The following is a 26,768-nucleotide window of genomic DNA, read 5'->3' as shown; positions in this document are numbered from 1 at the left end:
ATTCCGGGGACAAATAAGCAGTCCCGGATTAAGCGCGTCAGCCGCTTTTACTCTTTTTCGAGACTGCACATGAAACTCCGGCCGGAAGGCGTGGCTGTTACCGGATCGCGCTGATTATCATCGGTCAGGTTGTTGACATTGGCCGCCGGATCGACGTCCCCCCAGCCCCAGGCGATCAGGATCGACCCCGGCCGGATCCGGTCGGAGATACGGGCCTTCATGCGGACCTCGCCCCGGGGCGTTTTTATTCGGACCCAATCCCCGTTGCCGATATTTTTGCGCCGGGCGTCGGCGTCCCGAATCTCCACCAGCCCTTCGGGTTCCTGCCTGACCAGCGACGCGATGGTATGAAACTGGGTATGGGTAAAACGGGGGGTCCGCTCTCCGCTCATTCCGATCAGGGGGTCCGGGTCGGCCGGGTCGGCAAAACTGATGGCTTCCCCAAGGCCGCCGTCCGCGAACGGCACTGCGGGAAAGCCCTTTTCCCTCAGACGGTCGGAAACAAATTCCACCTTTTTCGAAGGCGTGGCAAACCCCTGCTGATGATGTTTTTCAAATGCAAGTGGAGCCGCCCGGAGGCCATCCGGGTTTTGCCGCAGAGCGGCCACGGTAATACCGGAAGGCTCCAGCTGATAATCAATGGCCTCCTCCACCGTTTCCCAGGGAAACGCATCCGCCAGGCCCAGCCGCCGGCCCAGCTCAAAGGTGATCTGCCAGTCCGGCCGGCTCTCGCCGATGCACTCAATGACCTGGTCCTGCAGCATAACCGGGCTGTTTCGAAGATAAGCCCGATTGAGCTGGGTTTTTTCAAAACAGCCGCAGGCCGGCAGAATCACGTCGGCCAGGCGGGCGGTCCGGGTCATAAACATGTCGATGACCACCAGAAAATCCAGGTTCTTCAGGCCCCGGACCACCCGGTTGGCATCGGTCATGGTCACGGCCGGATTGCCGGACTGCACCACCAGGGTGGTGACCGGATAGGGCCGGTGATCCACCATGGCGTCCACCAGGCAGGACTGGGCGTGCCGGCCCCAGGTGGGGTGGAACTGGTCAAACAGGGGAAAGTCATGTGTCACGGGGGCAACCCCGCCAGGCAGGCGGTGTTTGAGCTGCATATCCCGCACAGGCACCGGCTGGGGAATAAAGTCGCCGCCGGGCCGATCAATATTACCGGTCAGCGCCCGCAGTATACAGACGGCCCGGGTGGCCTGAAACGCCTGCAGCTGCATATCCAGGCCGTTACCGTCAATGATGCAGGCCGGTGGGGTACCGGCGTACCAGCGGGTGGCCCGTCGAATGTCAGCCGGGGACAGCCATATTTTTTCAGCCACTTTATCCGGTGAAAACGGCCGGGCCGCGGCCGCCAGTTCATCAAAACCGGTGGTATAGCGGGATACAAAATCAACGTCATAGAGATCCTGCGCGATGATCTCGTGGATCATGGCCATGGCCAGAAGGCCGTCATGGGCCGGCTTCACCGGCAGCCACAGGTCGGCCATCTCCGCCATGGCATTTTTAACCGGGTCAATAACAATCAGCCGCGCGCCCTGCCGCTGGGCATGACAAATGGCTTCAAAAACACCGGGGGCGGTGTTGCGGTCGTTCTTTCCCCACACGACAATACAGGCGGCATCTTTGGGCTGGGCCAGGGTCATGGCCCCATAGGTGAAATTGTGGGCCATCTCCCGGGCCACGTGGCAGACCGAACCGTTGCCGATGGTGTTGGGCGCGCCAAAGGCGTTCATGAGGCGATTGGCGTAATCCCAGGGAGCGCCCCAGTCCGCGGCCATCCCCCTCAGCCAGGCCAGGCGTTCCGGCCCGGCAACCTCCCGGCATTTCAGAAGGCTGCCGGCCACCCGGTCCAGGGCTTCATCCCAGGAGGCTTCCCGGAACCCTGATGGGCCGGAAGCGTCCCTTATCAGCGGTTTTAGAATACGGTCCGGTGAATAGACGATATCCGGAGCCGCCTTGAGCTTGGGGCATTGCCGCGCCTTTGACGCCGGCAGAAAAGATTTTCTTTCCGCGGCCACCAGCCGGCCCTTCTCGATGTGGGCTTCAACCGGGCAGCAGGCCGAACAGAGCCGGCAAATGGTGTCTTTTTTCATGTGGTTATCCCCCGCCCGGCCGTGTCACCGGACCGCCTTGACATAACGGCTGCGGATCAGTTCAAAATGATTGCTGTGGGTACGGATTTTCCACCAGACATGGCCCTGCTGTTCGATGGTCCAGCGGGGGCCCAACAGCCCTTTTTCATCGGCCAGCAGCGTCATCGTGTTTTCCAGGCCGTGACCGGCAAAGGGGCCTTTGCCAAGACCGCCCAGCCAGTTCTCTTCAGCGGCCACTTCGCCGGACCAGGAAAACGGATCAGACAGGAGGAACCGGGCGTCGTGATCTTTGGCCACACGGTTGCTTTCCTGCAAATGCGCCAGAGGACGGGGCAGCTTGTCCACCATGTTGAGCGAAGCCACCGAAGCAAACTGGTTGCATCGAAACGGCAGGGCCTGGGCGTCGGCCACGATGAATTCCATGTTGGACGTACGCCATGTCTCCGGCAGCACCAGGTCCATGTCCAGGGTCAGGTGTCCCTCATCCGGCAGGCACAGGCGCTTGCGGCGCTGCTGCATCAGTTCCCGGGCCGTTCGAATAAACGTCACGGAATTGTCCAGGCCGATGACAAAATCACATTTTTGGGCCATCTCAAAGGCAAAGCGGCCCACGGCGGAACCGACATCCAGGGCCAGGCCGTCATGGGAGGCCATCAGGCCGGCCCATTCCACATAGGCCCCGGATGCCTGACTGTCCTTGAGAATACCGGCAAAATGACTCCACAAATAAGAAGAAAGCACGAGCGGGGTTTCATACTTGGAGGCGGTCCGGGAGCGGGCCTCGCGCCCGGGATCCAGGTCGGCCAGCCCGTCCCGAATGGGAAAAGACCGGCCGCAGCAGTCGCAGGTAAGGTCCCCCCGAATAATATCATCCGCCACGGTTTCGTCTGATTTCAGTTTCAGGCCGTGTTCTCCGGGCAGGCACACAGGACAGATCAACAGTTCGGTCAGTATCGATTTCAATGGTTGATGCTCTCGTAAAAAGTCTATTTGGGATGGCAACGTAAAAAGTTCAAGCTCAAAGCGTCGCAAATCCCGCGGCATGGGGCGTGCCTGAGGAATATCAGCATTTTCAGAAAAAGCCTGCTTTTAAATCGGTATCCTGTCCCCGGAATCCCCAAGTTTCAACTTTATAGGATGCCCCTGTCCAGTAAATAAACGCACAATCATCGCTTCCAAATTTAAAATTTAAAAATATTGCATCAATGCCTGCTTTATATTTTAGTTCGTTAAGTAGCTTGATGTAAGCCAAAAATACCTGAAGCAACAAAAAAGTATTGACACGATTTATTTAGTTTTGTACAAAACAAATATGAAGGTGAATAACAAAAACTTTCTTTACAAGCTTAGCTGTATCCGCAAATCAGCATTTTCCTTCCTTGAAGGAGAAATGGCAAGAGTTGGTGTAACAGACATTCCGCCTTCATATGGCGATATTCTTTACGCTATTTATCACCAAAAGACTGGATATGTTAAGGAAATTGTAGGGCAGTCACATAAAGACAAATCAACAGTATCCAGCATTATCAATCAGCTTGAAAAAAAAGGTTATGTAGAAAAGTTTTCAGACCCTGAGGATGGACGTCGCGTAAAAGTCAGGCTAACAAAACAGGCTGAACAACAGATAACTGTTGTTTCGGAAATATCCCTAAAACTCCAGGATAAATTGTTTAAAAATATGAGTGATGAGGAGCAGGAGATTCTATTTCTTATGTTAAATAAAATAGAAAAAAATTTGAAATAAAAAAATTTCAAATTATATTTTTGTACAAAACAATATATGCGTAAATTAATTACAGATAAACTAATTTGTCCGGCTAATGCCGGGTAATGGAGGCCATCAAATGGAAAAACGGATTAACGATGTACTGACCCTTCTCGACAACAAATCGTATTTGCGGACGTTCTTTTTTAGATTTTTTGCAATGACAACCATGGATTATATAAAATTTGTATATTGGTCTGCGGAAAAATCCAGAACCCCTGTAATCGGAAGACTTTTTAAATTTATGAGCGAATCCTATTACAAAAACGTTCATACCAGTGCAATCAAACTCCCGCTTAAGGATATTGAAGATGTGATTTTGAATTGTGATCATGTATCTGTGGGGCCATGCCCCTGCAGGATTATTTTCGATGATGGCACATGTAAGGCGCCTGTGTATACCTGTATTAAAATTAATTACTTTTCGAAAATGACAACAAAACTCGAAAAAATTGCTTCCCATCTCCGAAAAAAAAGGGGCATGCGGGTCGGCAATAAACACAGCAAGGAACTTACAAAGGACGAAGCGCTCGAAATTGTGCGCAATTCGAGAAAACATGACCTGATTTTCTCACTTGAGTCATGCATTCAACCATATCAGAATAATATATGCGCATGCTGCACCGACTGTTGTATTGAACTGAATGGACGTTATAAGTTTGGTCTCGATGTTTCTCCAAAGGGGCCATATATGCCGGTTGTAAAAAAAGAGGCCTGCAAAAAATGCATGGACTGTGTGAACCGGTGTCCTGTGAAAGCGATATCACATCAGGAAGATACTATCACTATAGATATGGGACTTTGTCTGGGTTGTGGGATCTGCACTGAAAAATGTCCCCATGAAGCAATGGAGCTTGTTGTTGACACCGAGTATATCCCCTCCTATGTTCAGCCGGGATTCTTTAAAATGATCTATATATGCTGCCTCACCATGACCGTGTTTTTCTTTTTCATTTATTACAAATTGACAAGAAAGAGCATTAATTTCATGTATTCAAAAGCAGAACCAAGAGAAAGCGATTTAATACAGGCGGACAGTAACATTAAAACTAATTAGAAGGACACGGAATTACGGAGACATGATTCTTATTTCCCTCTTCTGTAATTGGCGGTTTCCCCATCCTCATGCCATGGCCGAACTATAGCGGCGGGAACGGCCGGATGTCAAGAAGAAGGACTTTGCCCGTTTGCATGTCGCTTTTCGATTTCGATAGCGATCCCGATTTCTATGGGTAATACGGGGGGTCAAACCACGCTAATGGTTTGTTTTAACATATCAAACAGACCAAAAACAACTGTTTCCCAGCCTTAAAACGCCTTTTGGGCTTTAAAAAACATCATAAACAGCGTGGGGACTCCTGGCTTTAGCCGCACTGGGGTGCGGCGCTCCCGGGGAAAGCCTTGTAGGCACCAGCGGGCGGTGCTCCCGGGGGAAAGTATTGTCGGCATCGGGGGGGCGGCGCGGAAGGGTCATCAGTCAAACGTGCGCTATCGTTATGGCAATGGCATTTTACGCCAGGCAGTCCTTGGCCGCGGTGTCGTCAAAGGCCACGGGGTAGCAGCCGTCAAAGCAGGCCTTGCAGAAGTGCTCTTCCGGCCGGTCCACACAGGTGGCCTCGAGCAGGCCGGGAACGGAGAGGTAGTGAAGGGAGTCCAGGTCCAGGTACCGGGTCAGCTCGGCAAGCTCCATTCGGGCCGCGATCAGCTCCCCCCGTGTTGAAAAGTCAATGCCGTAGTGGCAGGGAAACCGGTGGGCCGGGCCGCTGACCCGCATGTGGATTTTTTTGACGCCCAGGGCCCGCAGGGTTTTGACGCGGGTCTTGATGGTGGTGCCCCGAATGATGGAGTCTTCAATGATGATGATATCTTTTCCGGCCAGCACCTCCCGAATGGGGTTGAGCTTGACCCGCACACCAAAGTCCCGCATGCTCTGGGTGGGCTGAATAAAGGTGCGGCCCACATAGTGGTTGCGGATCATGGCCATTTCCAGGGGAATGCCCGATTCTTCGGCATAGCCCAGGGCCGCGTAGTTGCCCGAGTCGGGAAACGGCATCACCAGGTCGGCCTTTACCGGGGCCTCCCTGGCCAGCTGCCGGCCGTGGGCCTTGCGCACGGTATAGACGTTTTTGCCGAAAAAGGTGCTGTCCGGCCGGGCAAAATAGATAAACTCGAAGATGCAGAAGGCCCGGGGGCTTTTCTTGTGGGGGTTGAAGCTGCGAATCCCGTTGTCGTCGATGATCACGATCTCGCCGGGGTCCAGCTCGCGCACAAAGGTGGCCTGCACCAGGTCCAGGGCGCAGGACTCGGATGCCAGCACATAGCTGCCGTTGAGTTTTCCCAGGCACAGGGGCCGAAACCCGTTGGGGTCCTTGATGCCCACCAGCTCGCCCAGGCCGGTGAGCATGACAAAGGAGTAGGCCCCTTTGAGCCGCAGCACCGTCTCTTCCAGGGCCTTTTCAAACCCGTGGGCCAGGTTCTTGATAAACAGGTGGACCACCAGCTCGCTGTCCATGGTGGTCTGAAGAATCGAGCCCTCTTCCTCCAGATCCCGTTTCAGTTCGTAGGCGTTGACCAGGTTGCCGTTGTGGGCCAGGGCATAGGTCTTCTTCTTGTGGGTGACCACAAAGGGCTGGGCATTGACCAGCACGGAATCGCCGGTGGTGGAGTAGCGCACATGGCCCACGGCGCTGGTGCCGGAAAGCCGGGCCATGTGGCGGGGGGTAAAGACCTCGTGGACCAGGCCCATGTCCTTGTGGCAGACGATACGGGTGTCCCTGGCCACGGCGATGCCCCCGCTCTCCTGGCCCCGGTGCTGCAGCGCGTAAAGCCCGAAATAGGTCAGCCGGGCCGCTTCTTCGTGGTCGTGAATGCCGAAGATGCCGCAGGCTTCACGGGGTCTTTCCGGTTCGTTCATGGCTTTTGATGATACTCCTGAATCGATTTTACACCCAGGGCCTGTTTCTTGAGCTGGAGAATGCCGCGGCACACGGCCAGGGCACCGGGCAGGGTGGTGGCATAGGGCACCTGGCACCGCAGCGTGGTGCGCCGGATCATGTACCCGTCCCGCTTCACCTGGGAGTCCTGGCCCGTGCCGGTGTTGATCACCAGTTGAATCTCTCCGTTGACAATGGCGTCCACCACGTGGGGGTGGCCATCAGACACCTTGTTGATGGGCCGGACGGCAATGCGCTGCTCTTTTAAAAACGCCGCCGTACCGGCGGTGGCCACGATCTCAAACCCGGCGTCGCTCAACTGCCGGGCAATGCCGGCCGTGGCCCGCTTGTCTTTGTCCTGAACGCTGATAAAAACGTTTCCTTTGACCGGCAGTTTCTGGCCGGCCCCCAGCTGGGCCTTGGCAAAGGCGGCGCCGAAATCCATATCCAGGCCCATGACCTCGCCGGTGGACTTCATCTCCGGGCCCAGCAGGGTGTCCACGTCGGGGAACCGGTTAAAGGGAAACACCGCCTCCTTGACCGCGATATGCGCGGTTCGCCAGGCGTCGTCCACAATGCCCAGCTCCTTTAACGTCCGGCCCAGCATCACTTTTGTGGCGGCCTTGGCCAGGGCAACGCCGGTGGCCTTGCTGACAAAGGGCACGGTGCGGGAGGCCCGGGGGTTGACCTCGATCACGTAAAGGGTGTCGCCCTTGACCGCGTACTGCACGTTCATCAGGCCCACCACTTTCAGTTCAGCGGCCATGGCCTTGGTGGCCCGAATGATCTCGTCGATCACATGGGGCTTGACGCTGTGGGGCGGCAGCACGCAGGCCGAGTCGCCGGAGTGAATGCCCGCCTCCTCGATATGCTCCATGATGCCGCCGATCACGGTATGGCCGGTGGTGTCGGAAATGGCGTCCACGTCCAGCTCAATGGCGTCTTCTAAAAACTTGTCCACCAGGATGGGATGTTTGGGCGAGGCCTTGATGGCGTGGCGGGCAAAGTTGGCCAGCTCCGCCGGGGTGTAGACGATCTTCATGGCCCGGCCCCCCAGCACAAACGACGGCCGCACGATCACCGGGTATCCCAGGTTTTGGGCAATGGCCGCGGCCTCTTCCACGTTGACCGCCGTGCCGTTGGGCGGCTGAAGCAGGCCCAGCTTGCTGAGCATGGCGGCGAAAAACTTTCTGTCCTCGCTGCGGCGAATGGATTCAGGCGAGGTGCCGATAATGGGGGCCCCGGCACGGGCAAGGGCCTCGGCGATATTAAGCGGGGTCTGGCCCCCGAACTGGACGATCACGCCGTCGCACTTTTCCGTGTCAATGATGTGGAGCACATCCTCCACGGTAAGGGGCTCGAAATAGAGCTTGTCCGAGGTGTCATAGTCGGTGCTCACGGTCTCGGGGTTGCTGTTGACCATGATGCTCTCCACCCCCTCTTCGCGCAGGGCAAAGGAGGCGTGCACGCAGCAGTAGTCAAATTCAATGCCCTGGCCGATGCGGTTGGGACCCCCGCCCAGGATCACCACCTTTTTGCGGTCCGACACCCGGGCCTCGTTTTCCGTCTCGTAGGTGGAGTAGTAATACGGCGTGGCCGCCTTGAACTCCGCGGCGCAGGTGTCCACCAGCTTGTAGACCGGCCGCAGGCCCGCTTCGTAACGGAGCGCGCGAATCTCCTCTTCGGTCTTTCCCGTGATATGGGCCAGCTGAACATCGGAAAAACCCTCCCGCTTGGCACGCCACAAAAGGTCGGCGGAAAGGTTGTCTTTATGCTCGATCAGTGTTTTTTCAACAAAAAGTATCTTTTCGATCTGGTCTAAAAACCAGGGGTCGATGCGGGTGAGCCGGTAAATGTCGTCAATGGTAAAACCCTTCTGAAGGGCATACCGAAGGTAGAACAGCCGCTCGGAGTTGGGTGTGGCCAGTTTGTCCGTGATCTCCTGGATCGACGGGTCGATTTTATCCGCGCCGTCGGCCCCCAGGCCGAACCGGGAGATCTCAAGGGACCGGATGCCCTTCTGCAACGCCTCTTTAAAAGTCCGGCCGATGGCCATGGTTTCGCCCACGGACTTCATGGAGGTGGAGAGCTCGTCTTTTGTTTCCGGAAACTTTTCAAAGGTCCAGCGCGGAATCTTGACCACGCAGTAGTCCAGGGTCGGCTCAAACGCGGCCCGTGTTTCGCCGGTGATGTCGTTGGCGATTTCGTCCAGGGTATAGCCCACGGCCAGCTTGGCCGCGATCTTGGCAATGGGAAAGCCCGTGGCCTTGGAGGCCAGGGCCGAGCTGCGCGACACCCTGGGGTTCATCTCCACCACCACCATCTCGCCGTTGGCCGGGTTGACGGCAAACTGGACATTGGAGCCGCCGGTGTCCACCCCGATCTCCCGCATGATGGCAATGGAGGCGTCCCGCATGACCTGGTACTCTTTGTCGGAAAGGGTCTGGATCGGGGCCACGGTGATGCTTTCCCCGGTGTGGACCCCCATGGGGTCAAGGTTCTCAATGGAACAGATGATCACCACGTTGTCCGCCCGGTCCCGCATCACCTCCAGCTCGTACTCTTTCCAGCCCACCACCGACTCTTCGATCATCACCTGGTTTATGAGGCTGGCCTCCAGGCCGCCGGCGGACAGGGCGTCCAGCTCGGCCTGCGTGTGGGCCACGCCGCCGCCGGTGCCGCCCAGGGTAAAGCTGGGCCGCACGATCAGGGGCAGACCGATCTCATCGGCAATGGCCCGCACCTGGTCCATGCTGGTGGCAATGCCGCTTCTGGGAATGCGCAGGCCGATGTTGTTCATGGCCTTTCGGAACAGGTCCCGGTCCTCGGCCTTTTTGATGGCGGAAAGCGACGCCCCGATCATCTCCACGTTAAACTTTTCCAGCACCCCCATCTCGGCAACTGCCACGGCCGTGTTCAGGCCGGTCTGGCCCCCCAGGGTGGGCAGAATGGCGCAGGGCCGCTCCTTTTCGATGATGGCGGCCACGGCCTCGGGCGTCACCGGCTCAATGTAGGTGGCGTCGGCAAACTCGGGGTCGGTCATGATGGTGGCCGGGTTGCTGTTGACCAGCACCACGGAATAGCCCTCTTCCTTTAACGCCTTGCACGCCTGGGTGCCGGAGTAGTCAAACTCGCAGGCCTGGCTGATGATGATGGGGCCGGCCCCGATGATCAGAATTTTTTCTATGTCGGTCCGTTTAGGCATGGGTTTTCTCTATCAGGGCTTTGAACCGGTCAAACAGGTACCGGGCGTCGTGGGGACCCGGGGATGCCTCGGGATGGTACTGGACGGTAAACAGGGGAATGTCTTTGTGGGCAAACCCCTCCAGGGTGTTGTCGTTGAGGTTGATGTGGGTCACCACGAGATTTTCTTTTTTCAGGCTGTCGATATCCACGGCAAACCCGTGGTTCTGGGAGGTGATTTCGATTTTTCCGGTTTCAAGGTCCTTTACCGGCTGGTTGGCGCCCCGGTGGCCGAACTTGAGCTTGTAGGTGGCGCCGCCCAGGGCCAGGCCGGCCAACTGGTTTCCCAGGCAGATGCCGAACATGGGCCGGTAGTCCAGAAGCTCGCGAATGGTGGCCACCGGCCCGGTCAACGGCTCGGGGTCGCCCGGCCCGTTGGACAGAAAAATCCCGTCCGGGTTGACCTGTTTTACCTGGGCGGCCGTGGCACCGGCAGGCACCACCAGCACCTGGAACCCGGCCGCCTCAAGATTTCTCAGAATGTTGTACTTGATGCCGAAATCAAAGGCCGCCACCCGAAAGCCACCGGTTTTATGCCACACCCGCTCATCCATATCGGCCAGGTCCATGTCCACGGCGGCCGGCGCCCCGTTGATCCAGCGATAGGGCTTTTTTGAAAACACGCCGGTGACAAGGTCGCACCCTGCCATGGACGGCACGGCAAGCGCCTTTTCTACCAGGGCCGCGGGATCGAGTTCGTGGGTGGAGATGCAGGCCCGCAACGCCCCTACTGTGCGAAGGTGGCGGGTCAGGGCACGGGTGTCCAGGTCGGTGATGCCCAGCACGCCCTGGCTTTGCAGGTATTTTGCCAGGGACTGCTCGGACCGGAAGTTGCTGGGGCAGTCCTGGTATTCGCGCACCACAAAACCGGCCACCTGGACCCGGTCCGACTCCACATCCTGGTGGTTGACCCCGTAGTTGCCGATAAGGGGATAGGTCATAGTCACGATCTGGCCCCGGTAGGAGGGATCGGTAAGTACCTCCTGGTAGCCGGACATGCCGGTGTTAAACACGATCTCCCCGCCGGTTTCTCCGGGTCCGGTAAAGCTTTTGCAGGCAAAGGTCCGCCCGTCTTCAAGGGCAAGCAGGGCTTTCATCTCTTTTATTCAAGTCCTTTTTTCCGGCACGTCGAACTTTTCCCGGCGTAAAGTGCAAAAATATGGCGTACTTATCGTACGCCTTAAAAATTTTGCCGTTTTGTCGCAACATCAGGGCTGTTTTGCCAAATTCCTGATCCAGCAATTTAACCCGGCCCCGGCAAAAAATCAACACGGGAAAGGCGGTTTCTTCATCAATTCTTATGAATCAAGCCGAAAACGGCGGCCTTGTTTAGTCTCACTTAACATTCATTCCCGATGTTGAGCAGGGCTTTCCCGGCCGGCCTGTCGGCCGTAGCCAGCAGGGCGAAGGGGCCTTCCTGTGATGTCCGGCCCGTCCGCACGCATCCCGTCACCCCCGCTTCTTGTAAAACCACATGTACCATGGATAGCGGGTAAACTCCCGATACCCCATGCCCTGATACACCGGCTCGCCCATATGGCTTGCCTGAAGCACCACACGGGTCGCCCCCATTGCAAACGCCCTGTTTCCGGCGATTCGCGTGCACCGTTCCGCCAGGCCCCGGCGGCGATGGGTTTCTACCGTGCCCACCCAGTATATGCCGGCAATGCCGTGGCTCATCAGGGCCATGGCCACGGATACGGGAACGCCGTGGTCATAGGCCACCACCGGAACAATATGGGGTTTTAGCATTCGCTCCGGCGCGGCAAACATCTTTTTTCCCGTTTCTTCCGGCAGGCCGAGACTTTTGTAGCTGGCCACGGTAACGTCCGCAAAATCAACGGCGCCCTGCCTCTCCTCTATCACCCGGACCTGTACGGACCCATCCTCCGGCTTGTCCGGCAGCGGGGTGTCAAGACACATGCCGGCGGAATTGCCGACCTTAAACATTCCGGCGGCTTCACAGGCGGCCTCAAGGTCCGTGTCGATGTGGCGCCGCACATGAATGCTAAACCCGCGCTGGCGCGCTTGAAAAAAGGCCATGGCCCGGTCAAGCAGTTCGTTTGCCGAAGGTGTGCATGCCGGCGCTAGGCGCATGACAAAATTGGCGCCGGGAAAGGCGTCCGCCCCGAGTGTCATTAAAAGATCATCGGATTCGATAATTTCGTATCTCTCGTTCCACCGGGCAAACTCCCGGTTGAACTCGGCCAGGTTCAAATCACCGAGAGATAACAGGTCGTTGTTGCTTATGCTGGTCAAGGCAGACCCCTTTTTTCTTAAAGGCTCGCGGTTTTTTAGCACCGGGGCAGGGTTTGGGACGCTATTTTTGTTTGAAAACCTCGGCCGGGTATTCACGCACGTTCCAGGTTATTTTCAAGGGGGGATCGGTTGCGGCGACCATCTCTTTAAGGGGGTTCAGGTCGCCCTGCTTTACAACGCCGGAGACCAGAATCGTGTCTTCAAAAGGATTGAGCTTAACCTGCCGGTAACGGTCGTCGCCGTCAATGGCGGCCTGAATCTTTGGTATATGCCCCGCGGCCAGTTTGCGGCCTTCTTCTACCTTTGCCGCGTAAAGCGCGTTGCCCTTGAGGTACTGCTCCAGTGTTTCCGCGTATTGTACCCCCATCAGTTTTGGAACATCCACCATTCTAAGCTCTTCGCTTTCCGGGGTCTCTTTTCCGTTTTCCCTTTTGCTGATGATTTGCACCTGAACATGAGGGGCCATGGGCGGCGTTTCCGGGCGAATGGATTCCCCGCCCCAGAGCCAGAACAAAACGGCCGTGTCGCGGGAAAGCTTCTCGCCGCGAAAATCAAACGGGCCAAAGATCCGGGTGTATTTATCCGGCAGGGCCCTGGCCTGGTCCGCGGTTACGTACCGGGTTTTTGCATCCAGCATCAGCAGTTCGTTGTTTGCAAACTGCAGGGTCATATCCGTGTAGTCGCTCTCTTTGGCCGAAACCAGGTGAAGGGGAATATCGTTTTGAAAATAGGCGCTTATGGCATACTCCCCGCTGCTGAAAACCCGTATGTCCCTGTTTTCCCTGTACGCACGGGCCTTTAAGGTTTTGACCGCCTGCTCCAGGGACATGCCCAGCGTAAAGCCCTTAAACTCAAGGGTGGTCACATCGGTAAAGCACAGGCCGGAAGAAGCAAAAACCAGAAGAAGAAACGGCAAAAGAAAAAGCTGTCTGACGGGGCGCATCTGTTTCCTTTCTCAAGGGCAAAGATAACGATTTGGCTATTATGCCGGGCAACGACAGGGAAGTCAAAGAAGAACCGCTGTGACCGGAACAGGAAATCCCGCCAACCCGATTGGCTTAAAAGCAAAATCCGGGGTAAACAGGTCAGAGCCCCCTGGTCGGGCAATCCCAGAAAATACGTTTGCGCAATCAATACCGGTGAGGCGGGGTCATCTCCGGGGCCTGGTGCAGCTTTTTCAGGCGGCCGCCGGGACGAAAGGGCTGCTTGATGGTGATGGCACCGGTGGGGCAGGCCGCCGAGCAGGTAAGGCACCCCACGCACATGGGGGTCTGGTTCGGAAGGGTGTCCAGTTCTGGAAAGCCCTGCCGGGCTTTGCCCTGTCCTGAAATAAAATCGGACCGGTAAAGGCTGCCGATAAGAATGCAGCCGCCGGCGCAGGCAGACACGCAAAGACCGCACTGTACACACTTTTCCTGGTCAAAATCCAGCAGGGCATAGTGCATGGCGGCCATGTCGTCATATTCGGGAATGTCAAACCGCTCTTTCAGGCTTAAGCCGGTGGCCATGATTTACTCTCCCTGCCGCTCTGTTCTGGGTTTGTCGTTGATTCCGCCCTCGTACCAGTCCACCAGATGGACCTCCCGCACCACCTCGCCGTCGGCTTTTGAGGCGGGCCAGCCAAGGGCAATGCTCTCTTTTAAAACATAGGGATATGTGACGTTAAACCTTTTTTTCCACCAGGGCAGGTAGGTCAGAAGCTTGGTAAACCCCACCCAGCAGGTGCCCAGGCCCAGGCTGTGGGCCGCCAGCACCATGTTCTGGCCGGCCACGCCCACGTCCACGGCCGGGTCGGAGACCCCGCGCCGATCCATCAGAATGAGGATGACCACGGGCGCGTTGTGCCAGTAGGGGGTTTTGCCCAGGGCCGCCTGGCGCATGGCGCCGTAAGGGGCCGGGTGCATCTCGTTGGAAAACAGGCGAAAGGCAAAAACATGGGCCAGAAATTTGGAGATGGCCCGGCGAATGCCGGTGTGGTTGACATACCCCAGAAAAAACAGAAAAAACCGGGTCACCATGGCCGCGTCTTTGTCCATGGCGGCAATGATCTCGGGGCTGGTGATCACCACAAACTTCCAGGGCTGCTGGTTACCTGCCGAGGGCGCAAACCGGCCCGCCTCCAGAACCCGCCGGATCAGGGTGGCCGGCACAGGATCTTTTTTAAACTTCCGGATACTGCGCCGCTCCATGATGGTCTTTTCCACCGGGTTCCACTCCATGCCCGGCTCGTAGCTGCCCAAAGGGGAAAGGGCTTCTTCTTTTTTGCGCATCTTTTTTTCCGGCAAAACGGTTATGGCTGACGCCGTCTGAATTCCCGGCGGGTCACGAAACCCCCAGGTACTTGTCCATCAGGTTCTTTTTATAGATGCTGGCCGCGATCCGAAAATAGGTTTCCGGAAAAAACCGCTTGGCATACCACATGACCCGGGCGTCTTTCTGGGTGATTATATAAAATCTTTTTTTATCCACGGATTTGACCACGTGCCGGGCGATCTGGTCTGCCGTGACCCTGGATTTTTTGAAAAAAGCGGCCGCCATTTTGCGCTGGCGCTCGTCCGGGGATGTAAACTGGTCCATGAGGTTGGTTTTAAAAAAAGAGGGGCAGATCACCGACACACCGATATTAAAGGGCGCCAGCTCACCGCGCAGTGTTTCGGAAAGGGAGATGGCCGCGGCCTTGGTGATGTTGTAGCACCCCATCTCCGGCAGGGAAGAGATGCCGGCAGCTGAGGCCATGTTCACGATATAGCCGGACTTCTGGGCCTTGAGCATGGGAATAAAGGAGCGGCACCCCAGAATAATGCTTTTGGTGTTTAACGCCAGAATCCAGTCCCAGGTCTCCAGAGGGGTCTTTTCCACCAGACCGGCGGCAGCCACGCCGGCATTGTTGACCAGAATGTCCAGCCCGCCCCACTCTTTTTGCACCAGGGCCGCGGCGGCATCCAGGTCTTCGGGCTTGGTGACATCGCAGAGAATTTCCACGGGCCGGCCCCCGGCCTGCCGGATCAGTTCGGCCGACTCGGCGGCCCGCTCCGCGTTGATTTCGGCAACGCCGATGCGCCACCCCAGTTTTGCAAACTCCAGGGCCAGGGCCCGGCCGAACCCGGAACCGGCGCCGGTGATCAGAATCCGTTTTTCAGGAAATCTTTTAAGAGACATGGTTTTTCCTTTTTAATGGTTACGCTTGCCCGGCATCCACGGAAGCCATAAACTGTTTTACCAGTTTGTCATCTTCAGGCGTGACCTGCCACGACTTTCGCGCCACATCGCGGTAGTAGATCATCATTTTCTTATATCCTTCGGAGATGACCTCCGGCCCCCTGGGGTCGGTAGCCAGGTCGGACCGGAGCAGGGCCCGCTTGAACTCGACATGGCGCCGCATGGTCTCCTTGTCCAGCTGGCTTACAAAAATCTCCAGAAATTTTTTCCGCAGGGGCCGGGTGGTATTGGACAGCAGCAGAAACAGAAGGTTGTCCGTGGCCTCGGCCACCATCTCCTGCTGCAACAGCTCGGATTCGACAACCTTTTCCCGGTCTCCGATCACCTCCAGCTCGTTGTTGAACGTGTCCACGAACCGCTTTATGTGCAGGGGGGTGATGCGGCGAAGGGCCACCTTGACCATCAGGGGCATGAACTCCACCCAGAACTCCATGGCCTCGTCAATGATATACTCGTCAATGACCGGCCCCTCACCCTCTTTTTCCTCCTGAAGAAAAAGCAGGCGAAGAAAATCGAGTCCGGCATTTTTCATATAGTCTTTCACATAGATGCCGTCTCCCTGGCGAATCTCCAGGACGCCCAGGGCCTCCAGCTGCTTGAGAGCGATTCGCAGGGAGGTGCGGTCGATATCCATTTTTTTGGAAAGCTCCCGCTCGGCGGCAAGCTTGTCGCCGGGAGCGAGTTTATTTGAAAAGATGTCTCGCATGAGGGAGTTGACAACGGCTTTAAATCGCTGGCCCATGCTTTTATTCCCTTTCTTTGGCAATATTGGTAAAACCACTATAGCCCATTGTCCGGCCAAGTCAATATTTTTTTCACACAACAGGTTCCGTGGCGCCGGGCGCGGTTTTTTTGTGCAGGCCGCCGGGGGTCCACGGACGCCCTGTTGGCGCGGTCCTGCCCGCACGGCAAACAACAGCCGCGGAAGCGCTTTTGTGTTTTGTTACAAGCTATTAAACAGGCCGGCTCTTTTCACCATGGCGGCTCTCTTCATGGAGCCTATGGCCGGACCTTCTCCTGAAAAACCAAAAACTTTTCCGTTGTTTTGATTTTTTCTTGACAAGGAACCCACTTATGAGGTTAATTGGTTTATCCAATTTTTGTTGCGGCCCTGTTTTCAGGCGCAGGCCCTCACGACGCAGAGATTGCGGAAAAAGGCCATTTATGGATGGAAACTCGTTAAGGAGAGGCAAATGAGAGACGTTTATGTGATCGGGGCACACACCATTCGGTTCGGCAAACATCTTGACAGGGGTATAAAGGACCTGGCGATCTGGACCGTCACGGAGTGCTTAAAAGACGCGGGCCTTGAAAAGGAGGCCATAGAGGCCCTGTGGTTTTCCAACTCCGGATGGGACCATGCCAAGGGCCAGTCCTGCATTCGGGGCCAGGTGGCGCTTCGGCCCATGGGCATCGATGCCATTCCCATCACCAACGTGGAAAATGCATGCGCCAGCGGCTCCACCGCCTTTCACCATGCCTGGCTGGCCGTGACCGCCGGTGCCTGCGACGTCACCATGGCCGTGGGCGCGGAAAAGCTCTACCACCCCAATAAATACCATGTGTTTTCAGGCTTTCTGGGCGGTATTGATATTGAAAACTGTGTCCAAATCGCTGAAGGTCTTTCCGTGTTCCGGCTGACGCCCGAAGAAAAAAAAGACCTGGCGGCATTCAAGGCCAAATACCAGCCGGCCCGGCCCGTCGGCGAAAAAAAGAAGAAAACCTTAAAGGAACGGCTTCTGGACCTTCGCTACCAGCTGGCTGAAGCCGTAATGCTGGGCGAAAAGCTGGGATACGACACAGTAAAAAAGATGAGCAGGCTCTCGGCCGGAGACCACTCGCCGTTTATGGACATTTACGGATATGCGGCCCGGCAGCACATGAAAAAGTACGGCAGCACCGTGGAGCAGCTGGCCATTATCGCGTCTAAAAGCCATTTTAACAGCACGTTAAACCCCAATGCCCAGTACCGGTTTGAAGTGCCGGTAGAAAAGGTGCTGGCCGACCGGATCGTAAGCTTTCCCGTGACCCGGGCCATGTGCGCGCCCATCGGCGACGGGGCCGCGTCCGCCATTCTCTGCTCAGAGGAAAAAGTGCGCCAGCTGGGCCTTATGGACCAGGCGGTGCGGGTACGGGCCTCGATTCTGGGATCGGGCCGGGCCAGAACCCCGGACGAGCCGGAGATCGGTGAACGGCTGGCCAAAAAAGCCTACGCGGTGTCGGGCCTGGGGCCGAAGGAGATCGACCTTGCCGAAGTGCACGACGCCACCGCCTATGGCGAGATGGTGCAGGCGGAAAACCTGGGCTTCTGCCCCAAGGGAGAGGGCGGACGGCTGGCGGAACAAGGAGAAACCCGGCTGGGCGGCAAAATTCCCATCAACACCAGCGGGGGCCTGGTCTCCCGGGGCCATCCCATTGGCGCGTCGGGCCTTGCCCAGATTCACGAGCTGGTGACCCAGCTCCGGGGCGCGGCCGGCAAGCGGCAGGTGGAAGGCGCCCGGCTGGGCATGGCGGAAAACGGCGGCGGCGCCCTGGGCACGGAAGAGGCGGCCATGTGCATTCATATTCTGGAGGCGCCTGCCAGAGCATAACCCCTAAAAACACACAGAACACAGGCAGAGTAGCAGACAAATGGCTTATACCATTCAGAAACTCAAGCTGGCAAAAGACGCCCTCACCGGCATTGCGGCCTTTGTTTCACGGGAAACACGGCACGGGCGGCTGATAAAACTCATCACCGGTCTTGTTTCAGACAAGCCCCGGGACATCGCCTGGAGCGACCTTTTGGAGGACTGCGCCGCGGATGTGCCGGAAAAGACCTTTCTGCGCTATAAAACCGAGTCTTTTACCTACCGGCAGATGAACGCCAATGCCAACCGGATGGCCGCCTTTCTGGTGGCGGCCGGCGGCGGCAGGGGCAAAGGCGTGGGTATTCTGATGCGCAACGCGCCGCGGGTGCTGGATGTTTTTTTCGGTTCCCAGAAGGCGGGCATGTATTCGGTGATGATCAACCCGGAACTGAGAGGCGACGGCCTTGCCTATGTGATCAACCACAGCGACATCGATTTTCTGGTGGCCGACGCCGAGCTGCTGGACACCCTGATCCCTGTCATGGACGCGCTGGATCGGATCAGGCCCGACACCGTGTTTATCAATGACGTTGAGGAAGAGGCCCGGGGCATTGCCCTTCCCGACACCATGGGGCTGTTGAGCCGGGCCTACCGGATGCCGGCCGTCCGGCCCGATATTCAATATGATCCCGAAGACCTCTGCCTGATCATCTACACCTCCGGCACCACCGGCCCGCCCAAGGGCGTGGTCTACCGGTACAACACCACCGGCGTCACCCGGCTGCGGCTGGTGGGCCATCTTTTTTTAAAGCCCGGCGACGTCTATTACACCTATCTTTCCCTGTGCCACGGTAACGCCCTGTTTATCTCCACCACCGCCACCATGGCGGCCCGGGCCGGCATGGCCCTGGCCCGCAAATTTTCCGCCAGCCGGTTCTGGGACGATGTGCGCGGCTATAATGCCACGGTGTTCAACACCATCGGCTCCATTGTGCCGATCCTGATGAAACAGCCGGAAAAGCCCACGGACAGCGACAACAGCGTGCGGGTGGTCTTTTCCGCGGCCTGCCCGGCGGACATGTGGGAACCCTTTGAAAAGCGGTTCGGCGTCACCCTTTACGAAGGGTACGGCGCCATTGACGGCGGTGGCAAAGGCATCATGAACTTCGGCACCGCGCCCCGGGGGTCCCTGGGAAAGCCCATGGCCTCGGGCAGGGTGCGGCTGGTGGACGAAAAGGGCCATGACGTGGGGCCGGGTGCGGCCGGAGAGCTGCTGTTCAAGGTGGGCGGCGGCAAAAGCCGGGTGGAGTATTACAAAAACGAGGCCGCGTCGGAAAAAAAAGTGAAAGACGGCTGGCTTTACACCGGCGACATTTTAAGAAAAGACAAAAACGGCTATTTTTATTTTGTGGGCCGCAACACCGAGTCCATGCGAAAAGGCGGAGAAAACGTGTCCGCCTACGAGGTGGAGCACGTGATCATGAAGCACCCGGCCGTGGAAGACGTGGCCGTGTACGCCGTGCCGTCGGAGATGGCCGAGGATGAAATCATGGCCGCGGTCAAGCTGGTGGAGGGCCAAAGTGTGACGCCCGCCGGCCTGCAGGCCTTTCTTGCCGGCCAGCTGGCCAAATACGCGGTGCCCCGGTATATCCGCTTTGTGGACGACTTTCCCAAAACCAACACCCACCGCATCATCAAGCGGGTTCTGGAACAGGAGGGGGTCACCGGAGACACCTGGGATGCCCTGAAAAAAGGGGCCGGAACCTCCCCTTCTTCATAAAAACCGCCGCTGTTTTACACCTGCCACAACAAGGCCCTTAATTGGTGTCCATCCATCGGTTATGGGGACACGAAAAAGGTTTCCAATCCAGTCCCGCCATGGCGGGATTTCGCAAGATCAAGGAAAACAAGGGCTGACGCGGAGGCGTGCTGTTGTACGCCGCACAAGGAAGCCCGCAGTTTGACGCAGAGATTGCGGAAAAAGGCCATTTATGGATGGAAACTAATTGATCACCCGGCCCGGGGCAACCGGGGATTGCCGGGCACTTCCGGGGGCCGGCTCATTTCGATCAGGTAGTCCAGAACCACCCTTCCCAGCCGAATACCCCTGGTAATCAGGCCCTGGGTGCCGAACCGGGGATTAAACTCCAGAAGAAAGCAGTGTCCGTCCACCACGGCCACGTCAAACCCGGCATGGTTGATATCCAGTTCAATGGCCACCTTTTCCACCAGGCCAAGGGCGCTGTCGGGGATGTCCTCAAAACAGACGGTTCCGCCCCTGGACACATTGTTGCAGAAAGCCCCGTCCGGGGCCTGGCGCCAGTAGGCGGCCACAACCGACTTTCCCACCACCACCACCCGCAGGTCCCGGCTGATGGGAAGATACTCCTGGACAAAAAGGGTGTCGTTGCGGTCCACATAGGCCTTCAACGCCTTTTTGTCGGTGATCAGAAAAACCCCTTCCCCCATGGAACTTCTCACCTCTTTTGCCACAAAGGGAAAATCGAACTCATCAAGAATCTGCTCTGTGGCGTATTCGTTGCGTGACAGGATCCGGGTGACAGGAGCGTTCTCCGGGCAGACCGCCTCAAAGGCCCTGGCCATTTCAATTTTGTCGTGGCCGATGTGATAGGTGCTGACGCTGGGAAATATCCGTTTTTTAAGGCCATAATACAGGGGGTTGACCTGCCAGTATTCAGGATAAAGAATCCAGTCGGCCGACTTGACGGTCTCTTTTTCCCGGAACCAGTGCGCCGGCTTGATGGTCCGCACACCGGGAATGTCCAGGGTCTGAAGGGGATCGAAAGAAACCAGGCGCATGCTCGCGGACGGCTCCTATTGAGAGGAAAAGGGGGTAATGGGCTGGCCCCTGGAAGTAAAGGAGATGCCCTGCTGAATCTGGGTGCCGATCATGATGGACTCGACAATGGGTGGATTGACCGGGCCATCGGATGTCCACTCAACAATAAAGTTGGCGCCCGACCCGCCGCTTTTGTCCCGTTCCGGCACCACGTAGCGTATGGATTCCAACGGCTTTAACTTAACCGGCGCCGAGACATAGCTTTTCAGCTGCTTTCCCTGTGTTGCATAGTAGTCCGCTTTGGTGACAAGAATGGCGCGGCCGGGGTCGATGTTGCGAATGCTCAGGGTCACGGTCAAAAGAAAGGGCTGCTCGTTGTTACCGCTGTATATATGGGAATAGGCCGGCACGTAAAGGGTCTGGCCCGTGGAGAGCGGCAACACAGACTCTGCCCCGGCTGTGGACAGAAAAACCATCAGGCAGACCAGAACGGCCATCCCGATACGGACCATACAGCGTGGTGTTTTCACCCCTTCTCCTTTTTTCCGGATGCTCAAACGCCCTGTGGCAGAAACCCCCTCCGCCCGACTACTGACATTATTACACTTTTACACCACCGGCCGCGGCAATGCAATGTTTTTTGCGCCCGTAGAACCCCCGCGCTGATCGCATGTGCTGGTTTTTTGCCCCCGGTGCATATCGTAACATAAAATTTATGTTACGGTTTTGTCTTGCGACTAACAACAAACTACAAACATGAAACCTTTCTTTTTCCCTCTCGTTTTTTCAGATTCGTCCAAAGCTTTGCGGGTAAAGGGTTTTCACGATTTTATTGTCTCTGGCACGCGTTGTGCTTTTCTGTTCTGCCTGTCGGCGTGGATTTTCAGTTTAGCGGACCACGCCAAACGCATGCAACAGCAAAGAAAGGAGAAGCAACATGAAACGATTTGGTTTTGTTCTTGGTGTGTTGGGTCTGTTATTGGGGGTCGGTGTCAGCAGCGCGACGGCCGCGGCCGTGTCAGCCGGCGCGGATGTTGTGTCCGCCTATGTATGGCGGGGCATTACCTTCAATGACGAGGCGGTGGTCCAGCCCTATCTGGACGTCACCGCGGAAAACGGTATTAACCTGAACGTATGGGGCAACTACGACGTGGGTGATTATGGGGGAACCCTGGCGGAAGATAACGAGTTTTCCGAAATCGACCTGACGCTTTCCTACGGATTTTCCCTGGATCCCGTGGATATTACCGTGGGCCACATCGAATACCTGTTTCCCAATGGCGGGGGCCAGGGGACCAGTGAGCTGTTTATCAGCACCTGGGCGTCCCTGGTGGCAGGACTGTCCGCGGGTGTCGATTTTTATTATGACTATGACGAACTGGATGAATACTACCTGTCGGCGGGCATTGCCTACGACCTGGAGCTTCCCCGGGGCATCGGCCTTGGATTTGGCGCGTCGGCCGGGTACGCAGGAAACCGCTATGCCGCGGATGGAAACCACGACTTTTACGACTACAACCTCTCCCTGTCCGCGGGGTTTCCGGTAACCGACTCCGTCGACCTGTCCGCATTTATTGCCTACACGGACACCTTTGACAACACCACCCTGCCCGACCAGGATGTCGACGTTTATGGCGGCGCCGGGTTCTGCGTGAATTTCTAACCAGACGCCCTTGCGAAAAAGCCCCCTCCCGCCTTTTTCGCATAAAAAACCCGGTATTCCGGCGTGAGACATGCCGGAATACCGGGGCTCTTTTTTCTATTTGCCGGGTCTTATGTGGAAAGTTCCTTTCCACAGTGCTTGCAGACCTTGGCCCGTTTCTTGATAATTTCCGCGCAGTAAGGGCATTCCAGGGTAAAGTGGCGCTCGTGAATTTTAGCCACGGCCTTTTGGGCGGCCTCATTTAAAATCGCGTTGCCGAAATTGTAGCTCCGCAGGGGTTCAATAGCCTCCAGATCGCCGATATCCCCCACCATCTCAGCGGCCTTGAGCCGCACCTTGGCGGGCTCGGTGGCATCCAGCAGCAGGGTCAGCACTTCGTACCAGCTTTTGGTGGTGTAAAACTCGGCCAGCAGGGAAAACCCCCGCTTGGTGGCCTCCCGAATCCGGTCCTGCTCGGCCACGGTCTCTTCGGTCACCACCTGGGCCAGGCCGCCCTGGTCGCTGAAAACCGGCATGGTTTCAAACTGCTCCGTGAACGGATAGCACATGTTCCGGTAAGAGGCCTTGTGGCCAAAGGTCTCCTGCATGTAGGCCCACCCCTGGGTATAGGTGGGACAATTGTTGTTAAAACAGACAAACAGATAAGGTGTTCCCCACCCAAGGCCGTCACTGAAGTTCAGAATCGGGGGTTCCCATATCTCCATCTCCTGCCCGCACGCCGGGCACCGGGGCTTTTTTTCTGCCAGCAGTCTTTCCAGATACTGCTCTTTTGTTTCGATGGTCATGTGTCACCTCTTTTTTGTGAGTCCAAAACGGTCCTTTGGTGTTTGTTCGCTTTGGACGGATGTTTGATAAACACCATGGCGCTCCACCCGCCGTCGGATGATTGCCAGATACAGGTTGCCGTGGTGTCAAACGCCGCCATCAGGGGCGCGGTCTCCTGGGTTCGAATGCCGGAAACCACCAGGCCGCCACCCGGCATCAGCAGATTGTCAATCAGGGGCGCGTATCGCTTCAGGGTCGGCAGCCGAAGGTTTGCCGTCACCAGAAAAAACGGTCCGCTCACCTGCTCAAGGCCCCTGTCGGACACCACGATGCGGTCGGACAAATCGTTGAGGGCCACATTGTCCGCCGCCTCTTTTCTTGCGCACGGATCGATATCAATGGCCAGCACTCGAAAGACCCCCAGCCGGGCCGCCACAAGGGCCAGCACGCCGGACCCGGTGCCGATGTCCAGGGCGGCGGCGGACCGGTCAAGCCCGGTGTGCGCGGTAAAAAGAAAATCCAGGCCGCACACGGAAAGTCGTGTGGTGGGATGGCGACAATCACCAAAGGCGGCCCCCGGCATCAGCCGGACCATTTGACAACCGATTTCCAGGGGCACCGGCACCCGGGGCGGGGCCACCATCACGTGGGGGGAGAGCCGCACCGTGCCCCCGTAATTTTTTTCAAGAAAACAGTTGCCGCACTCTTCCGAAAACCGAAGCGTACCGGCATCCACCAGGCCGGTAATGGCGGCCTTTACCCGCCGGATGCCCACCCCGTGCTGTTCAGAAACCGCCCGTATCACCTGCCGGCAGACAAGCCGGGCCTCGGCGTCGGTCACCATGCGGACCACATCCGCGGCAATCGGGTCGGGGTCACTGGTTTTCAAAAAGATCGATTCCCTCTTTTTCCAGCAGGTCCCGGTACCAGGAAGCAAAGGCGAACATGCCGAGGGCCCGCTCCTCCTCGTTGATAATGCCCAGGCACAACTCAAAAGCGCCCCGGGCATACTGGGTGCTGTAGGTCTCCATCGCCAGCGTCTGCAAAAACTCCCGGATCAGCACCTGGCTGGTCCGCCGGGTCTTGTCCTTTCGCATGTCGATGGGATCCTTGGGCTCCTGAAAGGGGTCCCACTTGTCATACCCTTTTTTCTGGACCCATCGCTGGGCCCGCGGGGACATGGCGTCAAAAATCGCCTGCTTTCGCGCTGCCTTTTCCTCCGGAGAAAACGCTTCGATCTTCATTCTTTCTCCTCTTTCCCGTCCTCTGTGTTCTCCGCTTCCTGGTTAAACCCGAAAAACGCGTCATCGTAGTCGGAGAGAAGGGCCATTGAAACCGGCACCAGCATTTCGTCCATTTTGGTGTACCGGGTCTGAATGTCGACCATCAGCTCCCGGGAAAGGGCGTAAAGCTGAGAATAAATCTTATCCATATTAAGGGTGGGGTATTTTCCGCCGGCCTCAAATCCGCTTTTGCCACAGGTGTGGCTCATTCCAGAAATCGAGGTGGGAATACCGTAAATCCGGCAGGTAATGGGTCGAAACGCATACAGGTCGCACATCTCTTCGTTGTTAAGCAGGGGGCACCGGACCCGCTCCATGCCCATTTCCGCCAGAATGGCCACTTCGTTCTTGCCTTGTTCGTGGTCCAGGTAGGCCTGCTTTTTTAACTTGTAAATCTGACGGTCGGCCCGGTTTGCCTTTTCCAGCATCTGTTCGTTGCGCCCGAAGGCCGCGTTGAACTTGTGGTTGATGTAGAGGGCCTCGATCAGGGTCAGATCAAAAAGGGCGTGACAACAGTCCGAACAGCCCTGACTGCAGGTAACGCAGGCGGGGTACTCGTCCTTGACCCGGTCAAAGATGCCGTCCACCATGCTCACCAGCATTTCATACCGGGTAAAATACGGGGTAAAATCAAACTCCATCTCTTTCTCCTTATTCCAGAACATTCAAACAACGGTCGGGCTGTTTTTTCAACATAAGCATTTTCCGATATTACACAACCCTGCCCGGCTCGAATGTTTCACGTGAAACATTCGAGCCGGCAGAGTCTTCGCCTATTTGCCGATGCAGAACCGCTCGAAAATTGCATCCAGCACCGTCGGGCCGGCCCCTTCCCCGGAGATCTCGTTCAGGCGGTCAACGGCGGCCCGAATATCCAGAACCGCCACGTCGGCCGGCACTCCGTTTTTCAGAGCGGCGCCGGCGGCGACCAAGGCTTCCCGGCAGGCGACCAGGGCGGCGCGGTGCCTGGGGTTGGGTGCGGCCCGGCCGCTCGCCGGCACCGCCTGTTCGCCAACCATGCGGACCAGGAGGTTTTTAAGCTCTTTAATTCCAAGCCCGTGAAGGGCCGACACATGCACCACCGGCGCTGCCGGCCAGGCAGACGGCGGCATAAAGCCCCTGGCTTCGGGCAGGTCGCTTTTATTGGCCACCACCACGAACGGTTTTGCCGATGCCTCGCAAAAAAGCGCGCCACTTTCCGGCCCCATACCGGCAGCCGCGTCCACAACAAACAGAATCAGGTCCGCCTGGTCCATGGCGGTGCGGGCCCGGGCCATGCCCATGGCCTCCACCGCATCTCCGGAGTCAGGTCGCAGGCCCGCCGTGTCGGTAAACACAAAGGGCGTGCCGGACACCCACACCCGCCCGTCCACCAGGTCCCGGGTGGTGCCGGGGATCTCTGAAACAAGGGCGCGGTCGGTTCCCAGCAGCCGGTTGAGCAGCGTCGATTTTCCCGCGTTGGGCGGGCCGGCGATGACCACGGTGGCGCCCCTGCCGGCTTCAGTCGCTCGGCGCCGGTCCAGCAGGTCCTGCAGGCAGGGCAGCACTTCGGTTTCGATTCGACAGGCGGCCTTTTCAGGGGAAAAGGAGCCCTCCACCTGGTCATCAAATTCGATGGCGGCCTCCATTTCGGCCATCAGGCCGGCCAGCGACTGTTTCAGCCCGGACACCGCTTGCCGAATTTCACCGGACACCTGGGCCGCCGCGGCCTTTACCTGCTCAATAGAGGCCGCCTCGATCATGTCGGCCACGGCCTCGGCCTGGGTCAGATCGATGCGGCCGTTCAAAAAGGCCCGTTGGGTAAACTCCCCCGGCGCCGCCGGCTCGGCACCGGCCCGCAGCACCAGGTCGCACACGGCGCTGACCACGGCCGGGCCGCCATGGGTGTGAATTTCAGCCACGTCCTCTCCGGTGTAGGACCGGGGGGCCCGCATTACCACCAGCAGAACCTCGTCCACCAGAGCGTCGTCGTCAAACACATATCCATGATACATCCGGTGGGACTCGGCGCCGGCTTCGGAAAGGGAGGCTGCGGCCGCATCCGGCCGGGAGGAAAAGACAGAAAGGGCGATGGCAACGGCCCGGGGGCCGGAAAGCCGGACAATGCCAATGCCGCCCGGCGCTGCGGGGGTTGCAATGGCCGCTATGGTGGATCGTTCCATG

At 57.4% G+C, this 26,768-nt stretch carries 23 protein-coding genes; 5 read left to right on the top strand and 18 right to left on the bottom strand.

The genetic code is table 11. The annotated features are described in order from the left end of the window. Positions 1 to 47 precede the first annotated feature (47 nt). Together DOLE_RS00625 and DOLE_RS00620 are read right to left on the bottom strand one after the other, a co-directional pair. Positions 48 to 2,105: a molybdopterin-containing oxidoreductase family protein gene (locus tag DOLE_RS00625; protein WP_012173555.1), complete on the bottom strand. Its 2,058-nt coding sequence runs from the start codon at positions 2,103 to 2,105 to the stop codon at positions 48 to 50. A gap of 24 nt (positions 2,106 to 2,129) precedes the next feature. Continuing rightward, the gene (locus DOLE_RS00620) at positions 2,130 to 3,068 is read right to left on the bottom strand and encodes a class I SAM-dependent methyltransferase (RefSeq protein WP_041280269.1); all 939 of its coding nucleotides are present in this window, start codon (positions 3,066 to 3,068) and stop codon (positions 2,130 to 2,132) included. 349 nt (positions 3,069 to 3,417) lie between these two features. Here DOLE_RS00620 and DOLE_RS00615 point away from each other — a divergent pair, with 349 nt between their 5' ends. After that, positions 3,418 to 3,849, top strand: a complete 432-nt coding sequence (locus tag DOLE_RS00615) for a MarR family winged helix-turn-helix transcriptional regulator (RefSeq protein WP_153304321.1) — start codon at positions 3,418 to 3,420, stop codon at positions 3,847 to 3,849. Positions 3,850 to 3,949: 100 nt separating this feature from the next. Beyond that, a complete protein-coding gene (locus tag DOLE_RS00610) occupies positions 3,950 to 4,927 on the top strand; it encodes a 4Fe-4S binding protein (protein ID WP_012173552.1) in 978 nt (325 codons plus the stop codon). Between the two features lie 453 nt (positions 4,928 to 5,380). Here the strand turns inward: DOLE_RS00610 and purF are convergent, their stop codons facing one another. From purF to DOLE_RS00565, 9 genes are all read right to left on the bottom strand, one after another. Next, on the bottom strand, positions 5,381 to 6,784 hold the full coding sequence (purF, locus tag DOLE_RS00605) for an amidophosphoribosyltransferase (RefSeq protein ID WP_012173551.1): 1,404 nt from the start codon (positions 6,782 to 6,784) through the stop codon (positions 5,381 to 5,383). Next, a complete protein-coding gene (gene carB / locus DOLE_RS00600) occupies positions 6,781 to 10,008 on the bottom strand; it encodes a carbamoyl-phosphate synthase large subunit (protein ID WP_012173550.1) in 3,228 nt (1,075 codons plus the stop codon). The genes purF and carB overlap by 4 nt, the downstream gene beginning before the upstream one ends. Further along, a complete protein-coding gene (gene carA / locus DOLE_RS00595) occupies positions 10,001 to 11,143 on the bottom strand; it encodes a glutamine-hydrolyzing carbamoyl-phosphate synthase small subunit (protein WP_012173549.1) in 1,143 nt (380 codons plus the stop codon). Before carA ends, carB begins: the two co-directional genes overlap by 8 nt. A 352-nt stretch (positions 11,144 to 11,495) precedes the next feature. Further along, entirely contained in the window at positions 11,496 to 12,305 is an 810-nt protein-coding gene (locus tag DOLE_RS16885; RefSeq protein ID WP_012173548.1) for a GNAT family N-acetyltransferase, read from the bottom strand. 61 nt (positions 12,306 to 12,366) lie between these two features. Further along, positions 12,367 to 13,248 (bottom strand): hypothetical protein, encoded by an 882-nt coding sequence (locus DOLE_RS00585; protein ID WP_012173547.1) that lies wholly within the window; start codon positions 13,246 to 13,248, stop codon positions 12,367 to 12,369. A 187-nt stretch (positions 13,249 to 13,435) separates the two neighbouring features. Continuing rightward, positions 13,436 to 13,813 carry a 4Fe-4S binding protein gene (locus DOLE_RS00580; RefSeq protein WP_012173546.1) on the bottom strand — a complete coding sequence of 126 codons (378 nt, stop codon included), beginning with the start codon at positions 13,811 to 13,813 and terminating at the stop codon, positions 13,436 to 13,438. Between the two features lie 3 nt (positions 13,814 to 13,816). Beyond that, the gene (locus DOLE_RS00575) at positions 13,817 to 14,575 is read right to left on the bottom strand and encodes a nitroreductase family protein (protein WP_012173545.1); all 759 of its coding nucleotides are present in this window, start codon (positions 14,573 to 14,575) and stop codon (positions 13,817 to 13,819) included. A gap of 52 nt (positions 14,576 to 14,627) precedes the next feature. Next, on the bottom strand, positions 14,628 to 15,464 hold the full coding sequence (locus tag DOLE_RS00570; RefSeq protein WP_012173544.1) for an SDR family oxidoreductase: 837 nt from the start codon (positions 15,462 to 15,464) through the stop codon (positions 14,628 to 14,630). Between the two features lie 19 nt (positions 15,465 to 15,483). Next, positions 15,484 to 16,266 (bottom strand): FadR/GntR family transcriptional regulator, encoded by a 783-nt coding sequence (locus tag DOLE_RS00565; protein ID WP_012173543.1) that lies wholly within the window; start codon positions 16,264 to 16,266, stop codon positions 15,484 to 15,486. Positions 16,267 to 16,717: 451 nt separating this feature from the next. Between DOLE_RS00565 and DOLE_RS00560 the strand changes: the two genes are divergently transcribed. Beyond that, the gene (locus tag DOLE_RS00560; RefSeq protein WP_012173542.1) at positions 16,718 to 18,115 is read left to right on the top strand and encodes a thiolase family protein; all 1,398 of its coding nucleotides are present in this window, start codon (positions 16,718 to 16,720) and stop codon (positions 18,113 to 18,115) included. Between the two features lie 40 nt (positions 18,116 to 18,155). Then, on the top strand, positions 18,156 to 19,874 hold the full coding sequence (locus DOLE_RS00555) for an AMP-binding protein (protein ID WP_012173541.1): 1,719 nt from the start codon (positions 18,156 to 18,158) through the stop codon (positions 19,872 to 19,874). Positions 19,875 to 20,104: 230 nt separating this feature from the next. Here the strand turns inward: DOLE_RS00555 and DOLE_RS00550 are convergent, their stop codons facing one another. Beyond that, positions 20,105 to 20,914, bottom strand: coding sequence for an ATP-grasp domain-containing protein (locus DOLE_RS00550; RefSeq protein ID WP_012173540.1), 810 nt, complete (start codon positions 20,912 to 20,914; stop codon positions 20,105 to 20,107). 15 nt (positions 20,915 to 20,929) lie between these two features. Beyond that, positions 20,930 to 21,424: a DUF3124 domain-containing protein gene (locus DOLE_RS00545; protein WP_012173539.1), complete on the bottom strand. Its 495-nt coding sequence runs from the start codon at positions 21,422 to 21,424 to the stop codon at positions 20,930 to 20,932. Between the two features lie 407 nt (positions 21,425 to 21,831). Here DOLE_RS00545 and DOLE_RS00540 point away from each other — a divergent pair, with 407 nt between their 5' ends. After that, the gene (locus DOLE_RS00540; protein WP_012173538.1) at positions 21,832 to 22,557 is read left to right on the top strand and encodes a TorF family putative porin; all 726 of its coding nucleotides are present in this window, start codon (positions 21,832 to 21,834) and stop codon (positions 22,555 to 22,557) included. A 110-nt stretch (positions 22,558 to 22,667) separates the two neighbouring features. Here the strand turns inward: DOLE_RS00540 and DOLE_RS00535 are convergent, their stop codons facing one another. The 5 genes from DOLE_RS00535 to mnmE form a co-directional block, all read right to left on the bottom strand. Then, on the bottom strand, positions 22,668 to 23,342 hold the full coding sequence (locus DOLE_RS00535; RefSeq protein ID WP_012173537.1) for a zinc ribbon domain-containing protein: 675 nt from the start codon (positions 23,340 to 23,342) through the stop codon (positions 22,668 to 22,670). Continuing rightward, positions 23,339 to 24,211, bottom strand: coding sequence for a 50S ribosomal protein L11 methyltransferase (locus DOLE_RS16880; RefSeq protein WP_012173536.1), 873 nt, complete (start codon positions 24,209 to 24,211; stop codon positions 23,339 to 23,341). The genes DOLE_RS00535 and DOLE_RS16880 overlap by 4 nt, the downstream gene beginning before the upstream one ends. After that, positions 24,198 to 24,566: a hypothetical protein gene (locus DOLE_RS00525; protein ID WP_012173535.1), complete on the bottom strand. Its 369-nt coding sequence runs from the start codon at positions 24,564 to 24,566 to the stop codon at positions 24,198 to 24,200. The genes DOLE_RS16880 and DOLE_RS00525 overlap by 14 nt, the downstream gene beginning before the upstream one ends. Continuing rightward, positions 24,563 to 25,246 (bottom strand): YkgJ family cysteine cluster protein, encoded by a 684-nt coding sequence (locus DOLE_RS00520; protein ID WP_012173534.1) that lies wholly within the window; start codon positions 25,244 to 25,246, stop codon positions 24,563 to 24,565. The genes DOLE_RS00525 and DOLE_RS00520 overlap by 4 nt, the downstream gene beginning before the upstream one ends. A gap of 132 nt (positions 25,247 to 25,378) precedes the next feature. Continuing rightward, positions 25,379 to 26,767: a tRNA uridine-5-carboxymethylaminomethyl(34) synthesis GTPase MnmE gene (gene mnmE / locus DOLE_RS00515; RefSeq protein WP_012173533.1), complete on the bottom strand. Its 1,389-nt coding sequence runs from the start codon at positions 26,765 to 26,767 to the stop codon at positions 25,379 to 25,381. Position 26,768 lies beyond the last annotated feature (1 nt).

Origin of the sequence: Desulfosudis oleivorans Hxd3, from assembly GCF_000018405.1 — a bacterium.
In the GTDB taxonomy this organism is placed as follows: Bacteria; Desulfobacterota; Desulfobacteria; order Desulfobacterales; family Desulfosudaceae; genus Desulfosudis; species Desulfosudis oleivorans.
This window is presented reverse-complemented; position numbering and strand designations above follow the sequence as displayed.

Bases quoted from the DNA above. Each gene is read 5' to 3' on its own strand.
- DOLE_RS00550 (WP_012173540.1), bottom strand. From the start codon at position 20,914: ATGCGCCTGGTTTCTTTCGATCCCCTTCAGACCCTGGACATTCCCGGT.
- DOLE_RS00525 (WP_012173535.1), bottom strand. From the start codon at position 24,566: ATGAAGATCGAAGCGTTTTCTCCGGAGGAAAAGGCAGCGCGAAAGCAG.
- DOLE_RS00555 (WP_012173541.1), top strand. From the start codon at position 18,156: ATGGCTTATACCATTCAGAAACTCAAGCTGGCAAAAGACGCCCTCACC.
- DOLE_RS00540 (WP_012173538.1), top strand. From the start codon at position 21,832: ATGAAACGATTTGGTTTTGTTCTTGGTGTGTTGGGTCTGTTATTGGGG.
- DOLE_RS00535 (WP_012173537.1), bottom strand. From the start codon at position 23,342: ATGACCATCGAAACAAAAGAGCAGTATCTGGAAAGACTGCTGGCAGAA.
- mnmE (WP_012173533.1), bottom strand. From the start codon at position 26,767: ATGGAACGATCCACCATAGCGGCCATTGCAACCCCCGCAGCGCCGGGC.
- DOLE_RS00575 (WP_012173545.1), bottom strand. From the start codon at position 14,575: ATGCGCAAAAAAGAAGAAGCCCTTTCCCCTTTGGGCAGCTACGAGCCG.
- DOLE_RS00610 (WP_012173552.1), top strand. From the start codon at position 3,950: ATGGAAAAACGGATTAACGATGTACTGACCCTTCTCGACAACAAATCG.
- DOLE_RS00585 (WP_012173547.1), bottom strand. From the start codon at position 13,248: ATGCGCCCCGTCAGACAGCTTTTTCTTTTGCCGTTTCTTCTTCTGGTT.
- DOLE_RS00570 (WP_012173544.1), bottom strand. From the start codon at position 15,464: ATGTCTCTTAAAAGATTTCCTGAAAAACGGATTCTGATCACCGGCGCC.
- purF (WP_012173551.1), bottom strand. From the start codon at position 6,784: ATGAACGAACCGGAAAGACCCCGTGAAGCCTGCGGCATCTTCGGCATT.
- DOLE_RS00580 (WP_012173546.1), bottom strand. From the start codon at position 13,813: ATGGCCACCGGCTTAAGCCTGAAAGAGCGGTTTGACATTCCCGAATAT.
- carA (WP_012173549.1), bottom strand. From the start codon at position 11,143: ATGAAAGCCCTGCTTGCCCTTGAAGACGGGCGGACCTTTGCCTGCAAA.
- DOLE_RS00520 (WP_012173534.1), bottom strand. From the start codon at position 25,246: ATGGAGTTTGATTTTACCCCGTATTTTACCCGGTATGAAATGCTGGTG.
- DOLE_RS00560 (WP_012173542.1), top strand. From the start codon at position 16,718: ATGAGAGACGTTTATGTGATCGGGGCACACACCATTCGGTTCGGCAAA.
- DOLE_RS00615 (WP_153304321.1), top strand. From the start codon at position 3,418: ATGAAGGTGAATAACAAAAACTTTCTTTACAAGCTTAGCTGTATCCGC.
- DOLE_RS00565 (WP_012173543.1), bottom strand. From the start codon at position 16,266: ATGGGCCAGCGATTTAAAGCCGTTGTCAACTCCCTCATGCGAGACATC.
- carB (WP_012173550.1), bottom strand. From the start codon at position 10,008: ATGCCTAAACGGACCGACATAGAAAAAATTCTGATCATCGGGGCCGGC.
- DOLE_RS00625 (WP_012173555.1), bottom strand. From the start codon at position 2,105: ATGAAAAAAGACACCATTTGCCGGCTCTGTTCGGCCTGCTGCCCGGTT.